Source organism: Desulfovibrio sp. DV (assembly GCF_001936595.1).
In the GTDB taxonomy this organism is placed as follows: domain Bacteria; phylum Desulfobacterota; class Desulfovibrionia; order Desulfovibrionales; family Desulfovibrionaceae; genus Solidesulfovibrio.
In genome coordinates this window covers 109,178-133,127 of record NZ_MLBG01000002.1, presented here as the reverse complement: position 1 = coordinate 133,127, position 23,950 = coordinate 109,178, and the positions used below count along the sequence as shown (strand labels likewise).

Here is a 23,950-nt window from a genome sequence, read left to right as displayed (position 1 = left end):
AACCGTTGGACAAGCCTAGGGCGAACGGAAATCCAGCAGCACCTTCATGGCTCCGGGCCGGGCGGCATGGTCCAGGGCCTCGGCAACCGCCGTGAAGGGGTAGGCCGCCTCGACCAGGGGCAAAACATCGACCAGCCCGTCTTTGAGATAGGCGGCGGCCAGATGCAAATCGCCGCAACGGGAGCCGACCAGACTGATTTCGTCCACCACCACCTGGGCCATGGCCACCGTGGTCGGGGCAAACGTCGTGGTTTTAAGGACAACGGTCCCTTCCGGCCGCACCAGGGCCAGGGCCGTTTCCAGCCCCTGGGGCCGGCCGGTGGCCTCGATCACCACGTCAAAGAGGCCGTATTCCCGGCGAAGGGCGGCCACGATGGCGGCAGGGTCGTTTCCCTGGCGCACGGCCACGCCCTGGGCCGCGGCAAGGGCCAGTTTGCCTTCGTGCTTGCCGGCCAGGACAATGTCCGGCACAAGCCGGCGCAGGGCGCAGGCAGTAAGGATGCCGAGCTTGCCGTCGCCAAGGACCAGCACCGTTTGCCGGGCGGTCAGATGCAGTTGCTGTCCCGGTTCCAGGGCAGCGGCCAACGGCTCCAGAAACACGGCCTGGGCATCGGACACGCTGTCTGGCACGATCTGGATGGTCCGGGCCGGCATGGCCAGGAATTGGGCAAAGGCCCCGTCCTTGCCGGCAATGCCAAGGGTCGTGCGGTTGGGGCAGTGTCGGGCGTCGGCCTTGCGGCAGACCGGGCAGGTGCCGCAGCCGATATTGATGTCGGCGGCAACCCGCCGGCCAAGCAACTGCGGGTTTCCGGGGGCAGCAATGACCCGGCCGACGAACTCATGGCCCGGGATGCCGGCAAAACCCATGTAGCCGCGCAGCAGTTCCAGATCGGTGTTGCAGATGCCGGCCAGATGCACCTCGATGAGCACATCGTCCGGGCCAGGCGTCGGCTGCGGCCTGTCCGACAGGCGCACGGAACCATTTTCGAAGATCACAGCCTGCATGGGCGCTCCTTTGGGGCGAAGAGTGTGGCCCGAGCATAGCCCACGGACAGGACTTCATCAAACGCTTCCGTCCTTGCACCTTGACCGGACGGGCTAATTGGCCCATGCAACTCAAGTATAGAGGTACCATGAACGATACGGATGCCACGACGCCCTTTGAGGCTGTTTACGATGCCGCAGCCGATGGAACCGGAGCGCGCCTGGATGTGTTCTGGAGCACCCGATTGGCGGCTGCGGACATTTCCCGAGGCAAGATTCGCACGGCCATTGAGGCCGGACTGGCCGCCATTGACGGCACGGTGTGCCGCAAGCCGGGCCAGAAGCTGCGCGGCGGCGAAACCCTGACCCTGACCCTGGCCCCGACCCCGAGCGAAGCCGTGGCCGAGGAGGGGGCACTTGGCGTGGTCTTTCACGACGAGCATATACTCGTTCTCAACAAACCGCCCCACCTGACCATTCACCCTGCCCCGGGCCTGCCCGACGGCACCCTGGTCAACCGGCTGCTCCACCATTTCCCGGACATGCGCCAGATGGCCGGCCACCGCCCCGGTATTGTCCACCGCCTGGACAAGGATACCAGCGGCCTGCTGCTGGTGGCCCTGACCGAATCCGCCCGGCTGGCCCTGGCCGCTGACTTTGCCGCCAGAGAGGTGTCCAAGACCTATCTGGCCCTGGTCCACGGCCGCCCGGCCCGGCCCGAAGGGACCATCGAGCTGCCCGTCGGCCGCGATCCCAAGCACCCGACCCGCATGGCGGTGGTGGAAAAGGGCGGACGTCCGGCCAACAGTTCCTGGAAACTGGTCTGGAGCGCCCCGGACGCCTCGGCCAGCCTGCTGGAAGTGGCCATCGCCACCGGCCGCACCCACCAGATCCGTGTCCACATGGCCTCTATGGGCCATCCCATCATTGGCGACGTGGTCTACGGCGCGCGCCAGCAGGCCGAATGGACGCGGCGCGGCGGGGCCGTGGCCGGACTGGCCACCCGGCAGATGCTCCACGCCTGGAAGCTGTCCTTCACCCATCCGGCCACCGGCGAAACCATGGCCTTTCGCCTGCCGCTGCCCCGGGATTTCTGGCGGTTGCTGCTTATCCTCGGCCGGCGCTGCCAACGTGTGGGCGTGGTGGGAATGCCGGGCTGCGGCAAGTCGACCCTGCTTGGCCATTTCGCTGCCGCCGGCTTCCCGGTCTTTTCGGCGGATGCGGCCGTGGCACAGCTTTATGCTCCGGGGGGCGACGGCGCACATATGCTGTCGCGGCGCTACGGCGAACAGGCACTTATGGCCGATGGTTCGGTGGACAAGGCCTGGCTGGCCCGCAACATGGCCGAAAGCGACCGTTTTCGCCGCGAGGTGTGCGAACTGATCCATCCCCTGGTCAAGGGCGAGCTGGCTGGTTTTACCGCTGCCCAGGCCGAAAAGCGGGCTATTTTTGCCGAAGTGCCGCTGCTCTTTGAAGCGGGCTGGCTTCCGGGCGAGATGGTGGACATGGTTGTTGGAGTTCGTTGCGATGATGCGGTCCGGGCCGCGCGGCTGGCTGACGGACGCGGCTGGTCTGCGGAATTGACCAGCCGCATGGACGGCTGGCAATGGCCCCAAGACAAGAAACTGGCCAAATGCCGGTTCGTGGTGGACAACGCCGGCACGGCCGGGGACCTGGCTGCGGCCGGGGACCGGGTACTCGCCACCATGGCCGACCTGCGCCGGCAGGACATGCGGCGGCGTCTGGCCGCGCTGGCCGCCGCCGGCTACGCCCCGGAAGCGGGGGAGGGGAAACCGAGGCCATGATTCCGCTTCGGGACAATGTGCCAAGCACCCGGCCGCCGCTGGTGACCTGGACCCTGATCGGGCTTTGCACGGCCGCCTTTCTCTACCAGCAGCTCCTGCCGGACCGGGTGCTGCTTGAATTCGTGCATCTGTACGGCGTGGTACCGGCCCGATTCACCAATCCGACCTTTGCCGCCCGCATCGGCTATCCGGAAGGCGGCTATGCCTCGTTTCTGACCTACATGTTCCTGCACGGCGGCTGGCTGCACTATCTGCTCAATATGTGGGTGCTGTGGATCTTCGCCGACAATGTGGAGGAAGCCCTGGGGTCTTTGCGGTTCATTGTTTTTTATCTGCTGTGCGGCCTTGGGGCAGCCCTGGCCCATGTCCTTTTCAACCCCAACGCCCCGATGCCGGTCATCGGGGCATCCGGGGCCATCGCCGGGGTCATGGGCGGCTATTTCCGGTTGTTTCCCAAAGCCCGGGTGGTGACGCTTATTCCCATCATCATTATTCCCTGGATTGTGGAACTGCCGGCGGTCGTCTTTCTGGGCATCTGGTTTCTGATGCAGCTTCTTTCCGGTCTGGCCGGAACGGTCAGCGCGGGGCAGGCGGCCAGCGTGGCCTTTTGGGCCCATGTGGGCGGTTTTGCCGTCGGCCTGGCCCTGGTCCGGGTCTTTTTGCCGCCGGGATGCAAGTTCTGTTTCGATCCGTCTGTCCGGCGTTACGACCGGGAATAGGCCGGCTTACACGGACTGGGCCACCCAGACCACCCGGCCCACCACCCGGCTCTCCACCCCGTCCCTGGGTACAAAAAACGGCAGGCTCTGCGGGCTGAGGTCGGACAATACCACCCGGCCGGCCTCCTTGTCCCAATGGGCCAGCCGCACGACCAAGCCTTCGCCGCGCATGGCCACGGCAAAAAGGGCCGGCTTGTCGCACGCTTCAGGCACCTGGTCATCCCGGGTGTCCACCACCAGATAGGCTCCGTGGCGGATGCGCGGTTCCAGAGCCGTCCCTTCCATGCGGGTCACGAACCGGCCGGAGGCGAGAATGCCGGGGGCCAGGGCAATCCGTTCGATCTCGGCGATCTGCCAGCGACCGCTGGCCGGATGGATGCGCGACATGGCAAAGACCGGCGTCAGTTCTGGCGGGGAGGCGGGCGGGTTGCCTCGGCCAAGCAGCACCCAGGCCGGGTCCAGACTGTATTCCCGACAGTGGCGAAGGGCCAGGGACCGGATGGCGTCGTCATCGTGAAATTGCAAAAGAGGCTGGACATCGGCCAGCCGGCGGGCCGCGGCATACGCGCCCTGGGCCGTCAGGGCCTGGCCCAACCGCTTGATGATACGTGATTCGCCTGCCTGTCCCATGGAGTTCCCTGAGGCGCCACAGGGTCTTCGGACGTGGCGGTATGGTGTGATCGGGTCCGGCGTTACAGTTCCTGGATCACCCAGACGACCCGGCCAAGGCTGGTCAGGCCGGGCGCAGCAAAAGGATAGTGCCGAGGCGGTTGGCCATTTTCGGACTGCAACACGTACCGTCGGTTTTCCGTATCCACCATGACCCGGATAAGGACAAGTCCTTCCGGCACAATGTCCAGGGCGTAGAGTTCGCCGCTGGCAAGTGTGGTGCGCCGGCGGTCGATGCCGACAAAGGCATGGCGGCGGATGACCGGTTCCATGCTGGCGTCTTCCATCCTGACCACCAAGAGTCCGGGGAAGTGCAGACGATCAGGGATTGTGACGGTTTCCATGGGGCTTGGCAACCAAGCTCCAGAGACCGGGTCGGTCCGATGGGTTGCATGGACGAGAACGCGGTGTCCGTCGGAAATGGGGTCTGGGACGTGGTCGGGCGAAAGCGATGTACACATGGTCGTATCCCTGAGCCTGGCTGCATATGAATCTCCTCTGACGCGGGATCGTCAGCGGGTGCGAAGACAGTGCAGGGAGTACGATGTCTATATTTAATTGTAAATAAATTTATTTATAAAACAGTTGTATTACCCACCAGTACACCCGTGAAATCCCGGCCTGTCAGGAAGCCCAGGGAAGAGGCCGGCTTGGTGGTGGAGCAGGTGGCGAAGCGCGTTTAGAGTTCCTGGATGACCCAGACGGCCTTGCCGACAGTCGTGACCCCGGGGTTGTCCAGCGGCAGATACAGGCCCTGATGGGCAGGATTTTCGGCCAACATGGCCAAGCGTTGCTTTTCGAGATCCCGGATGACGCGCTTGACGACTAGGCCTTCGCCGGGAACATCGAGGGCATAGATTTCGCCGCTGCGCAGACGGGTGTCATCACAGTCCAGGCCGACGTAGGCATTGCGGCGGATGACGGGTTCCATGCTGGTGTTGTCCATTTTGACCACGAGCAGATTGGGACGGTTGAGCGATTCGAGCAGGGGAATGGTTTCCTGTCCTTCGCGTATCCAGCAGCCGCGCTCGGGGTCGGTGCGGGCCATGGCGTAGACGGTGACCCGGCTGGGAGGGGAGGCATAGCCGCCGGCGCTCTCGCGCACGCCTGCGGGCAGGGCGGCTCCTTCACGCCGGGAAGCAGGCATCTGGCCGTAGAGAATCCAGTCCGGTTCCAAGGCAAAGGCGCGGTAGAGCGTGACCAGCCAGCCGTCGGGGATGGTGTTTTTCTTTTTGGCGTCGGAGATGCTGGATTGCTTGATGCCGAGAATGGTGGCGATTTCAGTCTGGGTCCTGGCTCGGGTCGCTGTCTGAATCCTGGCGTACGCATCTTCAAAGGTATCTGGCTTCACGCAGCCTCCTGGACGGGCATGATGGGCAAACAGAGGTTTACCTATTTATTGATATTTATCTATAGTGTTTGAATAATTACATATCATCTGCGACCGACTTCGTCAATCCATACCCTGAAGGACCGTGGATGGAAAGGGGCTGCGTGTGCAGGGATGCCAATTTCTGCATGACAAAAAGGCGCGACGCCTGGGTCTCAGGCGCGCGCCAATTGTGGAGGGTCTCTACAGACGTCGTGTTGCGTCTGAAAATGGTCAAATGGCCTGGATCACCCAGACGATCCGACCGATGATGCGTTCGGCAGAACCTTCGGCCGGCAGGATCTGATCCGTGAAGTTCGGATTTTCCGAGCGCAAAATGAGGCGGGCGTTCTCGGCATCGTGCAGGATCTTCTTGATGACGAGTCCTTCCATGGGCATGTCCAGGGCATAGAGCGCTCCGGACCGGATGGTCTTGCGGTCCTTGTCGATGCCGACATAGGCACCGCGTTGGATGACCGGTTCCATATCGCTTTCGTCCATGCGAACAACTACAAGGCCAGGGCGATGGAACTGCTCCGGGACGCTCAGGGAATCGACGGCCTGCTCCTGCCAGGGGCCTTCAGTGCCCTCGGACCGGGCCATGGAGCACACCGGCATCTGGTAGTGCCGGGGCTTGCGGCCATAGGCGTCGCCGGGTTCCTTGACCAGGAAGGCGCCGCTGCGGTTTTCACCGAGAAACTGGGGGGCCTCGCCGTCAAGGACCCAATTGGGATTGAGGTTGTAGATCTGATACAGCTTGATGAGCCAACTGTCGGGAATGGACTGGCGACGCTTGGCATCGGAAATGCTTGACTGGCGGATATCGAGCAGTTTTGCGATCTCGACCTGGGTCCGCATCCCTGTCGCTTTCTTGATACGATCAAAGGCTTCTTCAAAGCGGTTGATCATAGCCTGAGTCGTTTCTTCGTTTTTCATGTCGCCTCCAACGCGATGCATTTATTCGGGAATGCTGGCCCGAAGAAGAAGGAGATCGCCACCATTGGTGATGGCAATAAACGCCGTCAATAAGTCGCCGTCCAGAGAATTGTAGTAAAAGTAAATCATTTACACACAAGCAATATGTAAAAAAATTCACCCCACGAAAGAGATCGCACGGGAATATTTTTACTCTCTACTCTATGCGATCAACCCAATGCACTGACAAAGCAACTTATCATACTGGCTTAGAATACGCATCTTCCAGAAGGCTGTCAAGAATTGCGCGGCAACATAATATGATAGCAGATGTCATTTCATTGGAAATGATTCACATGAACCTATTTATTGAAGTTTAGAACTGTAGTATTGCACGTTCCGACTGCATGATGCAACACAACCACCTTCAAGACAGCGAAAACAGACGGTTTATGCTAAAATTAACATTTTTGTCGACAGCGTCGTCTCCGCTTCAAAAGGATGGGTCGGAGATGGAGGCTGGCTGACCGGGATGTGTACGGCTTGCCTTGCCGTTGTCCCGTCCGAGACCGGCCTGCGACAGCGGACCGCAGGCGACGGAGAAGAGCGAAATTGCCATGCGCGAAGATGCCTACGCGCCGGCAACAGGCCTGTCAACGATATTATACTATTTTAATAGAATTTAATATTCCCTACAAATCAAGAATTCTATAGAAATTTTCTATCGAATATTAATGGAACCGTAGGCCGCCTGCCCCAGGCTGATACAGCCGTCATTGGACGGCAGCCGGAGGTGGGAGAGCGGATGCAACCCATTCTCCCGCAGGGCCTGTGGCAGGGAAACAGCCAGGGTGCGGTTTTGCAACACCCCGCCGCTCAGGGCCACCGTGCGCAGCCCGTGGCCTTGGCCATGGCCCGGGCCAGGGCCGCAAGGCCGGAAATGAGTCCCAGATGGAAGCGGCGGGCAATGCGCCCGGCCGCAACGCCGCGTCCGGCATCTTCGGCCGCCTGGGCAAACAGGGTCAGGGTATCCAGCCTGGCCGGATCGGCCGTCAAATCGACCGGGCAGGCATAGGGCCGGGTTTCGGCCAGATCCTGGACGCGCTCCAGCCGGATGGCCGCCTGGCCCTCGTAGTCGATGGCCGGGCACAGGCCGATGACGGCGGCCACGGCGTCAAAGAGCCGGCCGCAACTGGTGGTCGTCGGGCAGTTGAGGCCCTGGCGCAACATTTGTCCGACCAGTTTCGAGGCGTTGCCGTACACCGCAAGCCACGGCCAGTTTGCACCGGACTCTGTGTCGCGGCCCAGGGCGAACAGACAGGCCTGGGCGATCCGCCAGGGTTCCCGTACAGCCGCATCCCCGCCGGGTAAGGCCATGGGCGCAAAATGGGCCAGTCGCCGATGGGTGCCCTGCCTCGGATCGACCAGCAGGCATTCGCCGCCCCACAGCGTTCCGTCGTCCCCAAGGCCGGTGCCGTCCAGGGCCAGGCCGAGAACCGGTTCGTGCATCCGGTGCTCGGCCAGGACGGCGTGGATGTGGGCGACATGGTGCTGCAGGCGCACAACCGGCCAACGGTCCTGCTCCAGGGCGAATTGGGTACTCGGATAATCCGGATGGAGATCGGCCACGCAAAGCTCGGGCGAGACGCCAAGCACGCCGAGGAGATGCTCCAGAGTCTCCCGGTAAAACTCCATGGTCTTGAGGTTTTCCAGGTCGCCGATATGCTGGCTGACAAAGGCCTGGTCGCCCTTGGTCAGGCAGACGGTGGCCTTGAGCATCGGCCCAAGGCCGACCACCGGCGGACCGGACCGGGCCAGGGCCACCGGTGAGGGGACATAGCCCCGCGCCCGGCGAAGGAACATGGCCGGCGCGCCCACATGCTCCGCTGCCGCCGCCTCCAAGGGCCGCACCACCGAGTCGTCGGTGCGCACCAAAATGTCCCGGGTATGGAGCAGCCAGACATCGGCTATGCCGGCCAAGCGGGAAAGCGCCTCGCGGTTGCCCAGGCAAATGGGGTCGCCGCCGAGGTTACCCGAGGTCATGACCAGGGCCGGCAGGGTGCCCGGGCCAAGGGCTGCGGCATAATCGGCCAGTAAAAGATGGTGAAGCGGCGTATAGGGCAGCATGACCCCGATTTCCCCGACATCCGGAGCAATTTCCGGAGCCAGGCCGTTGTCCGGATGGGCCGGCAGCAGGCAGATGGGCCGCACCGCCCCGGTGAGCAGCTCCCCGGCCGCAGCCTCCACCCGCCCCAGGCGCGCGGCACCGGCCAGATCCGCCACCATGACGGCCAGGGCCTTGGTGGGGCGATGCTTGCGGCGGCGCAGTTCGGCCACGGCGGCGCTGTCAGTGGCGCTCGCGACCAGATGAAAGCCGCCCAGGCCCTTGACCGCGGCAATCTTCCCCCAGGCCAGGGCCCCGGCCAGGGCCGTTATGGCCGCCTCACCCCGGGCCAGGACCTCGCCTTGCCGGTCGACCAGCCACAAAGCCGGTCCGCAAGCCACACAGGCGTTGGGCTGGGCATGAAAGCGCCGATCGGCCGGGTCGCCGTATTCGGCGGCGCAGGCCGGACACAGGGGGAAGCAGGCCATGGAGGTGGTTGCCCGGTCGTAGGGAACGCGGCGGGTAATGGTGTAGCGCGGGCCGCAGTTGGTGCAGTTGGTGAACGGGTAGCGGTAGCGGCGGCCAAGCGGATCAGCCATGTCGGCCAGACAATCCGGGCAGGTGGCCGTGTCCGGGCTGATCAGCACTTCGTGGCCGGCACCCGGAGCGCTCTTTAGGATATGAAAGCCGGCATCCCCGATAGCCGGCGTCTCGATCGCCGAATGCGAGAGGAGTCTGGCCAGGGGGGGAATCTCGGCCGGCAGGCGCTGTCCGAAAGCCGTCACGGCCCCGGCCGGCCCTTCCACTTCGATGACCACGCCCTCGGGCGCGTTTTGCACCCAGCCGGACAAACACAGTTCCCGGGCGAGACGATAGACAAAAGGGGCGAAAGCCCACCCCCTGAACCTGGCCGGCCACCACATGACGCCATCGCATGACATTTGGCATGTCCGGCAGGGTATCGGGCTTTGCCGCCGTGTCAACGCCCCCGGCCAAGGGTGACCAACAGGCTTCGCCACCGTCCCCGGAGAAACCGGCCGGTTTCAAAAGCCAGGGGGGCAAGCCGCGGGTTGACCACAAAGCCCTCGGTTGCAAAATCGCCCGGCGCACACAGCGGATAATCGATAGTAGCGGCATCGCTCCCGGGCAGGCCGCGCTCCCGGGCCGCCTGCCACAAGGGAATCCGGTCCGGGGCAAGCCCCAGGCGGGTGTAGATGGCCGTGTCCAGGGCCACGGGATTGGCCGCTGCGCCGAGAAGGCCCAGGACAAAAGAGTCGCCGCCGACCGGGCCGGCCTTGTGCATGGCCACCACCCCGTCCAGAAGGGAGGTGGACGGCGGCAGGGCGGCCAGCACGTCGAGGATCATGCCGGCAAAACGCCTATCGTCCTTGCCAAGGGTCTGGTGGGCTACGGATTTGCGAAAACCGCAGACACAGCCGAAACAGTTTTTGACCGCCAGGGTCAGGCCCATCTGGTCATGGCATTTGAGCCGGGCGGCGTTGACGATGTGGTCGGCCTCAAGGGCCAGCCGGGACACACCGATGCTGCCGCCGCCGGCCAATGCGATGGCCCGGGGATTGTCCAGGTTGCACACGGCCACGGGCAGATCGGCCAGGGCGTCGGTGAGGCCGGCCAGCCGGGCCATGATGCGTCCGGTGCCAAAAGCCGGCGAGTCGGCCACGGTCACCTGCGCCCCTTTGTCCAGCAGAAAGAGGCAGATGGCCCGCACCACGGCCGGGCTGGTGCAGGACAGGGCGGTATTGCGCGGAGCGACCAGATTGGGTTTGACCAGCACCCGGCTGCCGCGACCGGCCGGGCAGCCGGCCCGGTCCAGCAGGGCAGCCACGGCGGCGTCAAGGCCGGGATCGTCGTAGTGGTCAAGGCGGGAAAGGAAAACACTGTGGGACATGGCGAGGCCTACCTCCGGCATCCGGGACACGGCAGCCAGTACCGTGCCCGGAGGCCGGAAGCAACCGGGGAGGGCGTCTAGCCGACCATTTTCATGACTTCGCGCATGAAATCGGGCAGATCGTCCGGAATGCGCGAGGTGACAAGCGGTCCGTCCACCACCACAGGGGCGTCTTCATAGAGTGCACCGGCTTCCTTGAGTTCGTCGGCCACGGTTTTGTAGCAGGTGGCGTGCTTGCCGCGAAGCAGCCGGGCCGTGACCAGGAGCTGCGGACCATGGCAGATGGCGGCGGTGGGGATGCCGGAGGAGGCAAAATCCGTCACGATGTCGATGACCTTGGGCAGGGTGCGCAGGGTGGCCGGGGCCTTGCCGCCGGGCAGGACAAGCAGGGTGTAGCCGCAGGAACCGGCTGATTCCACGGCGTCCACGGCCAGATTGGCGGTCACGGCGTAGCCGTGTTTACCGGTGATGGGGCCGGCGGCCGGAGCGGCGATGTCCACGACAAATCCCGCTTCGCGCAACCGATAGAGCGGGTAGAGCAGTTCGCTGTCCTCAAAGTCGTCGGCAGATATGATGAGGGCTTTTTTGGCTTGCATGGGCTTCTCCTGGGGTCTGATACGGTTGACACAAGTGTCTGAGGCTGCCCAAGGCTATGCACCAGATGGCAGCTGATGGCAACCGGGGAGGAACAATTGCCGAACAGGTTGCAAAACCCTCGCCTGCTGGTACACAGAAACCCGGAGGACGCCATGGACCGTACGCCAAACCGCCTTATCCACGAGAAAAGCCCCTATCTTGAGCAGCACGCCCATAACCCGGTGGACTGGCATCCGTGGGGGGAAGAGGCTTTTGCCCTGGCCCGCAGCGAAGACAAGCCGATCTTTCTCTCCATCGGCTATTCCACCTGCCACTGGTGCCATGTGATGGAGCGTGAATCCTTTGAGGACGAGGACATCGCCGCGCTCCTTCGGGCCACGGTGGTGGCCGTCAAGGTGGACCGCGAGGAGCGCCCGGACCTCGACTCGCTCTATATGGCCTTTTGCCAGGCCCTGACCGGCCGGGGCGGCTGGCCGCTGACCGTATTTCTGACCCCGGACGGCCAGCCCTTTTTCGCCGGCACCTATTTCCCCAAGGAATCTGGCTACGGCCGCACCGGGCTGCGGGAGTTGCTGCAGCGGGTGCACATGGCCTGGAAGAGCAACCGGCAGGCGGTCATCGGCAACGCCACCCAGATTCTCGAGGCCGTGCGCGACCAGATGACAGGGGCCGGCAGCGCTTCGGCCGAACCGACCGAAAGCGACCTGGAGTCGGGCAAAGCCCAGTTGACGGCTATTTTTGACGTCGAAAACGGCGGCTTTGGCGGGGCGCCGAAATTTCCCTCGCCGCACAATCTGCTCTTTTTGCTGCGCGAGTACCGCCGTACCGGCGCACCCGATTGTCTGGCCATGGTCCGGGCCAGCCTCAAGGCCATGCGCCAGGGCGGAGTCTACGATCAGGTGGGCTTTGGGCTGCACCGCTACGCCACCGACGCCCGCTGGTTTCTGCCGCATTTTGAGAAGATGCTCTACGACCAGGCCCTGGCCGCCATGGCCTACACCGAGGCGTTTCTGGCCACGGGTGAGGCGTCCTTCAAAGAGACCGCCCTGGAGATTTTCGAGTATGTCCGCCGCGACCTGACCAGCCCGGACGGTCTTTTTTACAGTGCCGAGGATGCCGACAGCGAAGGAGTCGAGGGGAAATTCTATCTTTGGAGCGCTGCCGAACTTCGCGAACTGCTGGGCGAAGACGCGGCCCTTTTCATGGCCGCCTATGGGGCTACCGAAGACGGCAACAGCCATGACGAGGCCACGGGCGAACAAACCGGCGGCAACATCCTCTTTCAGCCGGCTGCCCTCGGATCGACAGCGGCCAAGGCCGGCCTGGATGCCGCCCCCCTGGCCGAACGGCTGGAACGTTGCCGGCTGGTCCTGCTGGCCGCCCGGGAAAAACGGGTGCGCCCCCTTTGCGACGACAAGGTGCTCACCGACATAAACGGCCTGATGATCGCCGCCCTGGCCAAGGCGGCCCGGGCTTTTGACGACGAGGAACTGGCCGGCCGGGCACGCCGGGCCGCCGACGGCATCCTGGCCCGTCTCGGGTTGCCGCAAGGGCGGCTGCTCCACCGCCTGCGCGACGGCGAGGCCGCCATCCCCGGGATGCTCGACGACTACGCCTTCCTGGCCTGGGGACTGACCGAACTCTATCAGACGGTCTTTGATACGGCCTATCTGCGGCAGGCCGTCATCCTGGCCCGGACGCTGCTCGATCATTTTGCCGATGCCGGGGAAGGGGGCTTTTTCCTGACGCCCGACGACGGCGAGGCGCTGCTCCTGCGCCAGAAAATCTTTTACGACGCCGCCATTCCCTCAGGCAACAGCGTGGCCTTTTTTGTCCTGACCACGCTCTATCGCCTGACCGGCCACACGGCCTTTACGGAAAGCGCCGCCGCCCTGGCCCGGGCCATGGCCCCGCGTCTGGCCGACCATGCCTCGGGCCATGCCTTTTTCCTGTGCGGCCTGTCCCAGATGCTGGCCAAGGCCTCGGAAGTGACCATTGCCGGCGACCCGGACAGCCCGGACACCCACGCCCTGGCCCGGGCCGTCTTCTCGCGCTATCTGCCGGAAACGGCGGTGGTGCTGCGCCCGGACGAAGCCGAGCCGGACATCGTGGAACTTGCCCCGTTTACCCGCTACCAACTGCCCCTGGACGGCCGGGCCGCGGCCCATGTCTGCCGGGGCGGCTCCTGCCAGCCGCCGACAGCGGATGTGGTGAGGATGCTGGAACTCTTGGGGGTGTAAAGGCTGGTACGGGAAGAGGAAGAACGCCTCCGGCGGCCGGGGGGATGATCCCCCCGGACCCCTCAATGGGAGAAATAACAAAACGAAGGATTACGCCTTGCCTTCGTCGGTTTCGGGGTAGAGGGCTTCCATTTCGGCCCGGAAGACGGCGAAGCGGCCTTCGCGGATGGCCTCTCTGGCACGCTCCATCATGACCGAGAAAAAGGTCAGGTTGTGCAGTGTGTTGAGCCGGTAGGACAGGAGCTCCTTGGCGATGTAGAGATGGCGCAGATAGGCCTTGGAAAAGGTCCGGCAGGCGTAGCAGGGGCAGTTGGGGTCAAGGGGCGTGTCGTCGTCACGGTACTCGGCCCGCTTGATGTTGACCCGGCCAAGGCTCGTAAAAAGCGTGCCGTTTCGGGCATTTCGCGTGGGCAGCACACAGTCGAACATGTCGATGCCGGCGGCCATGCCGGCGAGCAGATCGCGCGGTGCGCCAACGCCCATGAGGTAGCGGGGCCGCTCAGCCGGGAGCAGGGGGGCCGCGTCATCCAATATGTCATACATTTCGTTGCGGCTTTCGCCCACGGACAGACCACCCAGGGCGTAACCGTCAAAGCCGACGCCGATGATCTCTTCGGCGCTTTTGGCCCGCAAATCCTTGAAAAAACCGCCCTGGACAATGCCGAACAGCAGTTGGCCCCGGTCGCCGGCCGGATGGGCCTCCCGACAACGTCTGGCCCAACGGGTGGTCAGACCGAGTGATTTTTCGGTATAGGCCCGGTCCGCGCCGTAGGGGACGCATTCATCCAGAACCATCATGATGTCCGACCCCAGGTTTCGTTGGATGGAGATGACTTTTTCCGGCGAAAACAGGTGGCGCGAGCCGTCTATGTGGGAGGCAAACGTCACGCCTTCCTCGGCGATCTGGCGCAGCCCGGACAGGCTGAACACCTGGAACCCGCCGGAATCGGTCAGGATGGGGCCGTCCCAGGCCATGAATTTGTGCAGGCCGCCCAGTCTGGCGATCAGATCGTCGCCCGGACGCAGGTAGAGGTGGTAGGTATTACCCAGGATAATCTGGGCCTTGAGGTCGCGCAGGTCGGTGGGGCACAGGCTTTTGACCGTGCCCAGGGTGCCGACGGGCATGAATATCGGGGTTTCGACGTCGCCGTGGGCGGTACTCAGGCGTCCGGTGCGGGCACGGCCGTCGGCGGGACCGAGGGTAAATGTTCCTGGTGCATTCATGGGCCGTGCTATAGAGAAAAACGTCCGGTGATTCAATCCCATTTTTTAAAGTAACGCTTTAAGGAAAGAGGTCGACCATGTCCGCTTCAGACCGTCTCGACAGCCTCAAACACCGTCTGGCTGCGGCCCGCGGCGATGTCCCGGCCGATCTGGTCATCAAAAACGCCCGGGTGGTGAATGTGCTTTCCGGCGAAATACACGAAGCCGACGTGGCCGTGGCCGATGGCGTTTTTGTCGGTTTTTCCGGCGGCGAGGCCGCCGAAACCATCGATGCCGCCGGCCGCTATCTGTGTCCGGGGTTTATTGACGGCCACATCCATATTGAATCAACCTTGCTTTCGCCCCCGGTCTTTGCCCGGGCCGTGGCCCCGCACGGCACCTGTGCCGTGGTGACCGATCCCCACGAAATCGCCAACGTCCTGGGTCTGCCCGGCATCGAATACATGCTGGCCTGCAGCCAGGATCTGCCCGTCACCTGCTATTTCATGATGCCGTCGTGCGTGCCGGCCACCGACATGGCCACCTCCGGGGCGCGCCTTGGGGCCATGGACGTGGCCGCCATGCTGGCCCGGCATCCCGACCGCATCCTGGGGCTGGCCGAAGTCATGAATTTCCCCGGGGTCGTGGCCGGGGACGAGGGGATGCTGCGAAAGCTCATCGCTGCCCGGGGCCGGGTCATCGACGGCCATGCGCCGGGACTGTCGGGCCGGGCGCTCGACGCCTATGTCACGGCCGGCCCGGAGTCGGACCATGAATGCACGGAACCAGATGAGGCCCGGGAAAAACTGCGCCGGGGCCTGCACGTCATGATCCGCCAGGGCAGCACCGAAAAAAATCTGGAATCCCTCATTGGTCTGGTGACGCCGGACAATGCCGGCCAGTTTTCCCTGGTCAGCGACGATCGGGATCCCACGGATTTGAGCCGGGAAGGGCACTTAAACGCCCTGGTGCGCCAGGCTGTGGCCTGCGGCCTGCCGCCGGTCCGGGCTGTGGCCATGGCCTCCATCAACCCAGCCCGCTTCTTCGGCCTTCGCCGCCGGGGAGCGGTGGCCCCGGGCTACCGGGCCGACGCCGTGCTGGTTGAGGATCTGGCCTCCTTTCGTGTCTGCGAGGTGGTGTTGGCCGGGCGCAAACTGGCCGACTGGGAATTTGCCGACCGCTCCTGCCTGACCCCGCCCCGGGCCATGCGGGTCGGGGGCGAGCTGTCCGAAGCGCGTCTGGCCGTGCCGGCAACGTCTGGGCGGATGCGGGTCATCGGCATCGTGCCGGGCCAGATCGTCACCGAAACCCTGGTCCTGGAGCCGAGTGTGCGCGATGGACTGGCCGTGGCCGATCCGTCGCGGGATCTGGCCAAACTGGCCGTCATCGAACGGCACAAGGGCACCGGCAACCTGGGACTGGGCTTCGTGCACGGCCTTGGCCTGAAAGCCGGGGCCATTGCCGGCACGGTGGCCCACGACGCCCACAACATCATTGTGGCCGGCGTCAACGACGCGGACATGGCCCTGGCTGCCCGAACGCTCATGGTGTCCGGCGGCGGCTTTGCCGTGGTGCGGGACGGGCAAGTCTTGGCGCAGGTGCGGCTGGCCGTAGCCGGCCTGATGAGCGATGCGCCCCTGGAAGTCGTGCTTTCGGGCCTTGAAGCCCTTGGCGCGGCCTACCGCGAGCTTGCCGGCCTGTCGCCGCAGGCCGAGGCCCATCCGTTCATGTCCATGTCGTTTTTGTCCCTGGAGGTCATCCCGAGCCTCAAACTCACGGACAAGGGGCTGGTGGACGTGACGGCCTTTGCGCCGGTGCCATTGTTTGTCTGATGCGGCTGGATACAAATTAAAGGGGACGACACTGGGCCGGTGGCCGGATGCCAGGGCGCAGTCGCTGCAGGTCGTTGCAGCCAGGCCTGGCAAAGGCAACCGGCTGTTTTTCCTGTCAGGCGTGTCAGGCTTATGCAGGTCAGCGCAGACTGTGCACACTGTTGGCTGGGTCGGTTGGCAGCCGGCAGACTCGAAGGCTGGCCAGGGGCACAGAACGGAATAGTCCACGATCCGTAATACAATCTGTCATCTCTATCAGAAACGAAACGCCGACACGCCTGAGAAGAGGGTCGTCGGCGTTTCGTTTTGGAGCCATGCGGAGCGAAGGCCCCCTTTCAAAGCCTTTCTTTCTTTGTCTCATAATGTAAATTATGTTAACTTTGATACGGAAGAGCAAAAAGAACACGGCAAATCCTGCCCATCTCCTGGTCTTCGCCCTCGAATGCCTTTGCTCTGTGCAGGCTCTTCCCGCCCATCCAAACCGACCCGCCACACGAACCGTCCCCATCTCTTTCGTGCAACTTGGGCTACGGTCACACCACAAGACCAAAGCAGGACTATAGCCCGGTAAAATTTCCACGGCCCGGCGGGAATGATCAATAAACCAGACGCGCCGCCTTGTTTTCGCGTTCCAGACGCAATCTGGTGAACGCTCCGGCCAGGAGCCGCCCGTCACCCGGCGCAAATGTGGCGCTAGGCACATCCGGCTTGCCGTTCCAGGCTGCAAACCGGACGGTCACCGTGTTTTCCCCTTGGCGTCCCTCCAGGCGCAGATGTCGCTCCACCGTTGGCGACAGCCACTTGTCTGCGGCCAGATCGCGGATGTCAGCCAAAGGCAGGCCGTTAAACAGAAGGGTTATTGCCTGGCCGGGAATCGGGTTGTTGATGGCAAGATCAGCGGTCACGGCGTCGGCTTCGGGGAGTGTGAAGCGCAGCGTGCTTTCGGCTCCCAAAGCCCAGCGCCACTGCCCTGCATCCCCCTGCTCCACCGGCCCGATCCCTTCTTCCTGCACGTCCAGGCTGGAGGAACCCAGGCTTTCGGCGGCAATGGCGTTGGCATAGAGACTCACGGCTTTGAGGCGGACAAATATGCCCGAATTGCCGGTCATATTCGGCCAGGAACTGTGGGGTTCAAGGGTAAATTGGCATTCCAGACGGGAAAAGGGCTTATCGGGCCGCAGAATCACGGTACGCACGGCTTCGGGCTCGTTGCCCTGGCTTTCGAAGGCGACCATGGGCGGTTCTCCATCAAAGGCGTAGGTCATGCGCACGATATTGCCGGCCACAGGATTGCAATAGGGAACAGTCAGACGCACAAACAAGGGACGAGGGTCGGATGGTGAGGATTCGATGCCATAGCGCAGGATTCCGGGCCCGTCGCCCGTTTCAGGAACCAGACTGCCCCCGAACAAATTTACGAGGTTGGCCCCGGCAATGGCATCACACTGTCTGGCAACATCCCAGGGGGTCATCTCCAGGGTGTCGCGCCAGGGCAAAGATGGTCCCATATGGGGCGGGGCGTGTTTCATGACAGCATGGTAGACGGCTCCCCCGGCCAAGGGCGTATTTCCCTGGATCGTGTCGAAATGTACCAAAAACTCTTCGGCAGTTCGGCCCAGATGCCCGAAATTGCCAAAGGACACAAAATCCTCGGCGACCTCCTGGCCGATGGACACGGTCCGGCGGCGCAAGGGATCGGGGCTGGCATAGCGCGAGGCATACCAGTCGGCGCCATCAAGCTCGGACAGTTCGCTGTAGGTGATAAGCGCCCCGGGGCGCAGCAGGCCTGACAGTTGCCTGGCCTGCTGCTTATAGTTGCCGGTGTGGCTTTGAGGTTCATAATACCGCGTCTGGCCAAACCACAACACAGCCCCGCCCGCTGTCATGCCGAGCACGACAGCCACGACCGGTGCGATACGCTTCGGCCTGACCAGGACGGTCAGGCAGGCCCCGGCCATGAGACACAGATACGGTACGGCAAAACTGAGATGCCAGGCGTTGAAATAGGAATTGTAGCGGGCCAGGGCGAGCAGGATCACTGGTCCGGCCACGGTGCCCAGGCCCAATATGGCCAGAGGGCGATTGCGTCTGGCCAGAAGCAGGGTTCCGACCAGAGCCAGGAGCACGATGCCCGCTTGGGCGATCAGACTCGAACCATTGCCAAAAAATACCCAGGCCAGCCTGTCCAAGCCCGAGAGTGCCGTGGCGGCCACAGTTCCCTTGGTCAGGGTGTCCGGGTTGGAATGGAAAAAGCTCCAGGTCGCGGCCACGGCTCCGGCACTGCCCAGGACGTAGACAGCCAACTGGCCCCAGGGACGCCCGCCTCGACGCCGCACGAAAACGATGACGGCGAAAAGGCCCTGCACCGCCAGGATCAACAGGCTCAAATAATGCAGAAAAACAGAGCTGCACGTGGCGGCTGTCAGGGCCACCGCCGTACCTGTTTTGGGTCGCTCACACCAACGGAGCAGCAAATGGGCGGAAAGGAGCGAAAAAAAGATGATCAGGGCATAGGGTCTGACCTGTCGCGCGAACAGGATCATTGGGCCGTCAACGGCCAGGATGGCGGCGGCAAAGAGGGCGGTCGTTCGCCCGACCCGTGGAGCAGCCATGGCATACAGGAGTGGGACCGTCGCGATTCCGGCCAAGGCCGACGGAAGGCGCAAGGCGAAATCCGAATCCCCTGCTTCCATCACCAGCTTGATCAGCAGGTAGAAAGCCGGTGGATGAAAGTCTTCCATGGCGGCCCTGGCCAGAATGTCGCTGATCGGTGTGGCTGCATTGAGCGGCACCAGTATTTCGTCCCACCACATGGAAGGGGTTTCCAGCTGGTATAAACGAAGCACAGCGGCGACCAGGGTCAAGAGGGTCAATGCCCATCCTCCGCGAGGCCCTGGTGGGCCTTGTGCTGGAGGATGTTGCGGCAACTGCATCATGCTTTCCTTCGATCGGCTGGGTCTGTCTGACGGCAGTGTTCGCGTGTTAAGGGACCAAACGCAGCTTGCGGATAAAAAGACTCATGGGCCGGATGTCGGTCTGGGCAAAGGTGTCCGTGCCATGGTTCCAGTGGGTATAGGCAATGATGACGTCGTTTTTGCCGGCCCGGCCGGCGATGGGCAATCTGAGGCTGTGTTGGCTGCCGGCATCCAGGCCGTTTAAGGTGGTGATGATCGCGCCGTTGGCTGCAACAACGACGTTTTGCCCGGGAAGGACGTTGTCAAAATCGAACTCCAGCCAAAGCGGCATGGCCTGAGCCAGGGCAAAGGTCAGGGTGCTGCTGGGGCCAAGGCCCCAGCGCCAGATATTGGCCTCATTGTGTTCGATCTTGCCGAGATTTATTTCCTGCAGGTCGGCAACCACCGGCGCGGCGTCAAAACGCCCAGCCGGCACAATCTCCAGATCGAATCCCCGAAACGCAGCCGTTTCCAGATTGCCGCCGGGATACCGGGCGGTCTGGTCGGCGCAGACCGTTTCCAGGGTCAGGGTCAGGGTCTTGTAGGGAGCCTCGCGTCCGATGGAGACTGTTTTTGCTTCGGCCGGGTCCGGACCGGTTGAGGTGAAAAGCGGCACTGACGGCTCGTCGTCAAACCGCGCGGCAAAGGCCATGGTGCTGCCCTGCCCCTGGTTTTTATACTCGAAAACGAACTGCAGGTGCTGGGCACCGGGACCGGCCGCATTGTCCAGACGGTAGGACAGCCGGGCCGGTCGGTTGTTGCCGGTGGCGATGGCCTCGCCGCCCCAGTACGGGCTCACCGTTATGTCCGTAAAGGACTCCACCTGCCGGTAGAACGCCGGAAATTCCGCGCGCCGGCGCAGATGGTACGGCACGGAAGCAAAGCTGGGCGGCGCTTCCCGTTGAATGGGCACCTGGTAGAGGGTGGCGTTTAAGACCGGTTCGGCCGAATCGATGGCGCCGACAGCCTCACGAAAGGCCTCCTCGGTCCGGCCGAGGTGGCCCCAGGTCATAAACGGTGCAAAAAAAGTCACGCTGTACGCCCCCCTTCCCGCTTCCAGGGACTGGTTGCGAAAGGGATTGGCCGCCACGTACTGGTCGAGATACCAGGACACGGCATTGACCGTTCCCTGGTCCGAGGCAACGAGAATATCTCCGGGATGGAGCCGCTGGGCCAATTCCTTGGCCATGGGCTTGAAATCGGTGATAAAGACCGGATGATGGTAGCTCGTTTCGTCGTAATAGGCCGCCCTGTGTCCGAAATAGAGCACCCCGGCCTGGCCTGCGGCCAGGATCAGGGCCAGGGGGATGGCCCAGGCCGGACGCGGCAGCAGGCGTCCGACATGGCCGATGAGCACGGCTGCCGGCACGGTCATGTACAGGAAATGGCGCGGCGAAAAATAGGCTGTTTTGCGCATACAAAAAAGGATGAAGGCCGGAATGACGGCCAACAGCAGGCAGGCGGCCAGTTCACGCGGGGTCTTTTTCCCCATGGCTGCCCCGCCGGCCAGCAAAAGCGCCCCGATCCCCAGGCGCATGGGCCAGTCGTCGTGGCTCCACAGCACATGGGCGCTGTAGGCAACGATAAGCTGCCCGATTTCGCCCCATCCCGCCTTGAAGCTGAAAATCGACAGCGTTGTCTGGCTCGGCAGAAAGAAAAAAAACAGCACAGGCAAAGCCACGACCGCCGTGCCCAGGCTGAAAACGACGAGTTGGCGCAGGCTGACCCCCTGGCCGTGCGGACGCCAGCACAAGGCCAGGATGACGCCCTCGGCCAGGGCAATCTGGAACGTGAAATAGTGCAGGAGAAAAAGCGGGATGTTTATGGCCAAAACGACCAGCAGGTCGGCGTTTCTGCGTTCCCGCAGGAAGCGCAGGAAATGAAACAGGGACAGGCTGAAGAGGAAGATCAGGATGGCATACGGCCGGACCTGGCGCACATGCCAGACCTGCATGGCGCTGCCGGCCAGAAACCCGGCAGCCACAAGGCCCACCGGCCGATCGTAGAGCCGGCTGAAAAGCCGCCAGACCACGTAGATCGTCGCCAGCCCAAAGGCGGCCGAGGGCAGGCGCAAGGCGAAATCCGACACCCCCATTCCTTCCACCAGCTTGATAAACAGATGGTACAGGGGCGGATGCATCTCGCAGTGGCGGGAGAAATCGAGAATATAGGCCACAGGAAAGGCGGCTGTCAGCGGGACCAGGATTTCGTCCCACCACTGGGACGGGGTCTCCAGATGGTACAGCCGCAGAGCCGCTGCCACGAGGAGAATACAGCCCAGAGCCAGCCGCCATGTCCAGGCGGCGTCGTGGGAAGAGGCCCGGCCTGACGCGGGCAGATTGTGATGCTTGGCCATGGTGTCTCATGCCGGACCCGGAGCAGACGCAACGGTCGGCAAGAGCCAGGATGCCGCCGCCAGACGACCGGGTAGGCGTCGGGGCGACTGCACCTGTCAGGCCTTCGGCAAGACGCGCTGTCCGGGGATGTGGCCGGTTGCGGCGTTTAGTCGGCGCGGCCGTCCTTGACGTGCTCGGCCGGCCGGCCCTGCTCCATGGACTGGGTGCGGCTGGCCTCCAGGCGCTTGACGAAGGTGTCGCGGCATTCATAGCTGCAAAAGGCGTAGACGTTTTTGCCGTCCCGGGCACGGATATCGGCGTCGGCCGGAACATACGTGCCGCAGACCGGGTCTTTGACCATCTCGCCCGTGGCAGCCATACGCTTTTTGGTTTCGGCTTCCTGGTCTTTTTTTCGACCCCGATCGCCAATAAAAAGCTTATAGAGAATAAACGCGGCCACGATCAGTATGAGCCAACGGTACATAACACTCCTTGCCTGTCCCTCATTCGGGAACGGTCACTCGGTTGCTCTTACAATTTTCCCGGCTTCTTTGGAAGAAATTTCCGCCAGGGCCGCAGCCACGCTTCCCCCCTGCCCGTCCGGGATGGGCAACAAGGCCCCGATGTCGGCCAGAGGGACCAGCACAAAGGCGCGCTGGCGCAGCCTGGGATGCGGGATGACCAGATCCGGTTCATCCAGACGCAGTTGGCCGAAAAGCAGGATGTCGAGATCGAGCGTGCGGGGTCCAAACGGGCGTTTCGGGTCACGCACCCGGCCAAGGCTGCTTTCGATGGCCAAAAGCGCCGAAAGGAGCTGGCGTGGCGACCAGGACGGCCCCAAAGCCAGGGCCACGGCTTGATTGTAATAGGCCGGCTGGGCGGCATCTCCCCAGGGGGGGGTCTCGTAGACGGGGCTTACGGCCGTGAGCACGGCGTCCGGGAGCGCAGCAAGACGCTCCCGGGCCGTTTGAAGAGTGGCCAGCCGGTCTCCGAGGTTGGAGCCGAGACCGATATGGGCGACTACAGTTTGGCGATGCGTGACAGGGCCTCCTCCAGACGGGCCACCGGGACCGTCATGGCGATGCGGAAAAAGCCTTCGCCGGGCACGCCGAAGCCGTTGCCCGGGGTCAGGACCACGCCGGTCTCCTGGAGGACCTTGGTGACAAAGGCGGCCGAGGTGTGGCCGGCCGGAGTCTTGCACCACAGGTAAAACGAGGCCTTGGGCGTGCGGCAGGCAATGCCCATCTTGGCCAGGGCAGCCACGGCCACATCCCGGCGCTCCTTGTAGATGCCCCGAAACTGCTCGGCAAAGGGTTCGCCCTTGGCCAGGGCGGCGATGCCGGCTTCCTGCACGGCCTGGAAGATGCCGGAGTCCACGTTTTCCTTGATCTTGCCCAAGCCCTTGACCAGTTGTTCGTTGCCAACGGCCATGCCGATGCGCCAGCCGGTCATGTTGTAGGTCTTGGACAGGGAGTGGAATTCGATGGCCACCTCGCGCGCGCCCTCGATCTCCAGGATCGACATGGGCTTTTCCGCCGGGTCGTAGTACATCTCGGTGTAGGCGGCATCGGAAACGACGATGGTCTTGGTGGCCCTGGCCTTGGCCACGAGCTTTTCATAGAAGGCGCGCGGGGCTACGGCCGAGGTGGGATTATTGGGATAGTTGACGAAGATCATCTTGGCCCGGGCCCATTCGGCCTCGGTCAGGCTGTCGAGATCCGGCAGGTAGTCGTTGGCGTCGGTCAGCGGCAGCACCTTGACCTCGCCGCCGCAAAAGCCGGTGGCGACCGGGTACACCGGGTAGTTGGGCGAGCAGACGATGACCAGATCGCCGGGGTTGACAAAGGCCAGCGGGAAATGGGCAATGCCTTCCTTGGAACCAATGAGGCTCACCACTTCGCGGGCCGGGTCAAGGGTCACGCCAAAGCGGGCCTTGTACCAGTCGGCCACGGCCGCCCGGAAGGCGAGCAGGCCGACGTAGTCGGGATACTGGTGGTTTTCGGGCTTTTTAGCCCCGGCGCACAGGGCCTCGACGATAAATTCCGGGGTGGGCAGATCCGGATCGCCGATGCCAAGGGAAATGATATCCACGCCACGGGACCTGACTTCGGCCTTGACGCGGTCGATCTCGGCAAACAGATACGGAGGCAGCGCGGCCACGCGGTCGGCCATGGGAAATTCGATCATGACGGCTCCTTTGGGCGTGTGTCCCCGCCTTGCGGCGGCAGGCCGGTTACAGTAATGAAGAGCAAAAGCCCGTGTCAAGCCGTCTGACCCGGCCCGGCCGCCCGTTTGCGGCCGGGCAAAACCGTGC

The 23,950-nt window shown here is 63.4% G+C and carries 17 protein-coding genes and 1 pseudogene; 4 read left to right on the top strand and 14 right to left on the bottom strand.

Going from position 1 to position 23,950, the window contains the following annotated elements; genetic code table 11:
• Positions 1–15: 15 nt before the first annotated feature.
• Positions 16–1,005, bottom strand: coding sequence for an alcohol dehydrogenase catalytic domain-containing protein (locus tag DVDV_RS01280; protein ID WP_075352919.1), 990 nt, complete (start codon positions 1,003–1,005; stop codon positions 16–18).
• Between the two features lie 128 nt (positions 1,006–1,133).
• Here DVDV_RS01280 and coaE point away from each other — a divergent pair, with 128 nt between their 5' ends.
• Together coaE and DVDV_RS01270 are read left to right on the top strand one after the other, a co-directional pair.
• Entirely contained in the window at positions 1,134–2,789 is a 1,656-nt protein-coding gene (gene coaE, locus DVDV_RS01275) for a dephospho-CoA kinase (protein ID WP_075352918.1), read from the top strand.
• The gene (locus tag DVDV_RS01270) at positions 2,786–3,508 is read left to right on the top strand and encodes a rhomboid family intramembrane serine protease (RefSeq protein WP_075352917.1); all 723 of its coding nucleotides are present in this window, start codon (positions 2,786–2,788) and stop codon (positions 3,506–3,508) included. Before coaE ends, DVDV_RS01270 begins: the two co-directional genes overlap by 4 nt.
• 6 nt (positions 3,509–3,514) lie before the next feature.
• Here the strand turns inward: DVDV_RS01270 and DVDV_RS22600 are convergent, their stop codons facing one another.
• The 7 genes and pseudogenes from DVDV_RS22600 to DVDV_RS01235 all read right to left on the bottom strand — a co-directional run bounded on the left by DVDV_RS22600 (position 3,515) and on the right by DVDV_RS01235 (position 11,070).
• Positions 3,515–4,138 (bottom strand): hypothetical protein, encoded by a 624-nt coding sequence (locus tag DVDV_RS22600; protein ID WP_075352916.1) that lies wholly within the window; start codon positions 4,136–4,138, stop codon positions 3,515–3,517.
• A 62-nt stretch (positions 4,139–4,200) separates the two neighbouring features.
• Positions 4,201–4,521, bottom strand: coding sequence for a S24 family peptidase (locus DVDV_RS01260; protein WP_139311468.1), 321 nt, complete (start codon positions 4,519–4,521; stop codon positions 4,201–4,203).
• A 335-nt stretch (positions 4,522–4,856) separates the two neighbouring features.
• Positions 4,857–5,528, bottom strand: a complete 672-nt coding sequence (locus DVDV_RS01255; protein ID WP_075352914.1) for a S24 family peptidase — start codon at positions 5,526–5,528, stop codon at positions 4,857–4,859.
• 252 nt (positions 5,529–5,780) lie between these two features.
• Complete coding sequence (locus tag DVDV_RS01250; RefSeq protein ID WP_083634535.1) at positions 5,781–6,482, bottom strand: S24 family peptidase; 702 nt, start codon at positions 6,480–6,482, stop codon at positions 5,781–5,783.
• Between the two features lie 700 nt (positions 6,483–7,182).
• Positions 7,183–9,513 (bottom strand): annotated as a pseudogene (gene hypF / locus DVDV_RS01245) (carbamoyltransferase HypF).
• 31 nt (positions 9,514–9,544) lie between these two features.
• Complete coding sequence (locus tag DVDV_RS01240) at positions 9,545–10,474, bottom strand: DUF362 domain-containing protein (protein ID WP_075352913.1); 930 nt, start codon at positions 10,472–10,474, stop codon at positions 9,545–9,547.
• Positions 10,475–10,551: 77 nt separating this feature from the next.
• Positions 10,552–11,070 (bottom strand): type 1 glutamine amidotransferase domain-containing protein, encoded by a 519-nt coding sequence (locus DVDV_RS01235; protein ID WP_075352912.1) that lies wholly within the window; start codon positions 11,068–11,070, stop codon positions 10,552–10,554.
• A 153-nt stretch (positions 11,071–11,223) separates the two neighbouring features.
• Between DVDV_RS01235 and DVDV_RS01230 the strand changes: the two genes are divergently transcribed.
• The gene (locus tag DVDV_RS01230; RefSeq protein WP_075352911.1) at positions 11,224–13,311 is read left to right on the top strand and encodes a thioredoxin domain-containing protein; all 2,088 of its coding nucleotides are present in this window, start codon (positions 11,224–11,226) and stop codon (positions 13,309–13,311) included.
• Between the two features lie 90 nt (positions 13,312–13,401).
• Here the strand turns inward: DVDV_RS01230 and tgt are convergent, their stop codons facing one another.
• Complete coding sequence (tgt, locus tag DVDV_RS01225) at positions 13,402–14,535, bottom strand: tRNA guanosine(34) transglycosylase Tgt (protein WP_075352910.1); 1,134 nt, start codon at positions 14,533–14,535, stop codon at positions 13,402–13,404.
• Positions 14,536–14,612: 77 nt separating this feature from the next.
• Between tgt and ade the strand changes: the two genes are divergently transcribed.
• Complete coding sequence (gene ade, locus DVDV_RS01220) at positions 14,613–16,346, top strand: adenine deaminase (RefSeq protein WP_075352909.1); 1,734 nt, start codon at positions 14,613–14,615, stop codon at positions 16,344–16,346.
• A 596-nt stretch (positions 16,347–16,942) separates the two neighbouring features.
• On the opposite strand, the gene DVDV_RS01215 is transcribed toward ade, so the two are convergent.
• The 5 genes from DVDV_RS01215 to DVDV_RS01195 form a co-directional block, all read right to left on the bottom strand.
• Positions 16,943–19,159, bottom strand: coding sequence for a glycosyltransferase family 39 protein (locus tag DVDV_RS01215; protein ID WP_175577037.1), 2,217 nt, complete (start codon positions 19,157–19,159; stop codon positions 16,943–16,945).
• A 169-nt stretch (positions 19,160–19,328) separates the two neighbouring features.
• Entirely contained in the window at positions 19,329–21,656 is a 2,328-nt protein-coding gene (locus DVDV_RS01210; RefSeq protein ID WP_075352907.1) for a glycosyltransferase family 39 protein, read from the bottom strand.
• 146 nt (positions 21,657–21,802) lie between these two features.
• A complete protein-coding gene (locus DVDV_RS01205) occupies positions 21,803–22,120 on the bottom strand; it encodes a transcriptional regulator (protein ID WP_075352906.1) in 318 nt (105 codons plus the stop codon).
• 33 nt (positions 22,121–22,153) lie between these two features.
• Entirely contained in the window at positions 22,154–22,648 is a 495-nt protein-coding gene (folK, locus tag DVDV_RS01200; protein WP_075352932.1) for a 2-amino-4-hydroxy-6-hydroxymethyldihydropteridine diphosphokinase, read from the bottom strand.
• 8 nt (positions 22,649–22,656) lie between these two features.
• A complete protein-coding gene (locus DVDV_RS01195) occupies positions 22,657–23,823 on the bottom strand; it encodes a pyridoxal phosphate-dependent aminotransferase (protein ID WP_075352905.1) in 1,167 nt (388 codons plus the stop codon).
• Positions 23,824–23,950 lie beyond the last annotated feature (127 nt).

What these genes read in the sequence shown, in the direction of transcription:
- DVDV_RS01240 (WP_075352913.1), bottom strand. Translation starts at nt 10,474, where the DNA reads ATGTCCCACAGTGTTTTCCTTTCCCGCCTTGACCACTACGACGATCCC.
- DVDV_RS01210 (WP_075352907.1), bottom strand. Translation starts at nt 21,656, where the DNA reads ATGGCCAAGCATCACAATCTGCCCGCGTCAGGCCGGGCCTCTTCCCAC.
- DVDV_RS01280 (WP_075352919.1), bottom strand. Translation starts at nt 1,005, where the DNA reads ATGCAGGCTGTGATCTTCGAAAATGGTTCCGTGCGCCTGTCGGACAGG.
- DVDV_RS22600 (WP_075352916.1), bottom strand. Translation starts at nt 4,138, where the DNA reads ATGGGACAGGCAGGCGAATCACGTATCATCAAGCGGTTGGGCCAGGCC.
- DVDV_RS01270 (WP_075352917.1), top strand. Translation starts at nt 2,786, where the DNA reads ATGATTCCGCTTCGGGACAATGTGCCAAGCACCCGGCCGCCGCTGGTG.
- DVDV_RS01235 (WP_075352912.1), bottom strand. Translation starts at nt 11,070, where the DNA reads ATGCAAGCCAAAAAAGCCCTCATCATATCTGCCGACGACTTTGAGGAC.
- DVDV_RS01250 (WP_083634535.1), bottom strand. Translation starts at nt 6,482, where the DNA reads ATGAAAAACGAAGAAACGACTCAGGCTATGATCAACCGCTTTGAAGAA.
- tgt (WP_075352910.1), bottom strand. Translation starts at nt 14,535, where the DNA reads ATGAATGCACCAGGAACATTTACCCTCGGTCCCGCCGACGGCCGTGCC.
- DVDV_RS01230 (WP_075352911.1), top strand. Translation starts at nt 11,224, where the DNA reads ATGGACCGTACGCCAAACCGCCTTATCCACGAGAAAAGCCCCTATCTT.
- ade (WP_075352909.1), top strand. Translation starts at nt 14,613, where the DNA reads ATGTCCGCTTCAGACCGTCTCGACAGCCTCAAACACCGTCTGGCTGCG.
- DVDV_RS01215 (WP_175577037.1), bottom strand. Translation starts at nt 19,159, where the DNA reads ATGTGGTGGGACGAAATACTGGTGCCGCTCAATGCAGCCACACCGATC.
- DVDV_RS01205 (WP_075352906.1), bottom strand. Translation starts at nt 22,120, where the DNA reads ATGTACCGTTGGCTCATACTGATCGTGGCCGCGTTTATTCTCTATAAG.
- coaE (WP_075352918.1), top strand. Translation starts at nt 1,134, where the DNA reads ATGAACGATACGGATGCCACGACGCCCTTTGAGGCTGTTTACGATGCC.
- DVDV_RS01260 (WP_139311468.1), bottom strand. Translation starts at nt 4,521, where the DNA reads ATGGAAACCGTCACAATCCCTGATCGTCTGCACTTCCCCGGACTCTTG.
- DVDV_RS01195 (WP_075352905.1), bottom strand. Translation starts at nt 23,823, where the DNA reads ATGATCGAATTTCCCATGGCCGACCGCGTGGCCGCGCTGCCTCCGTAT.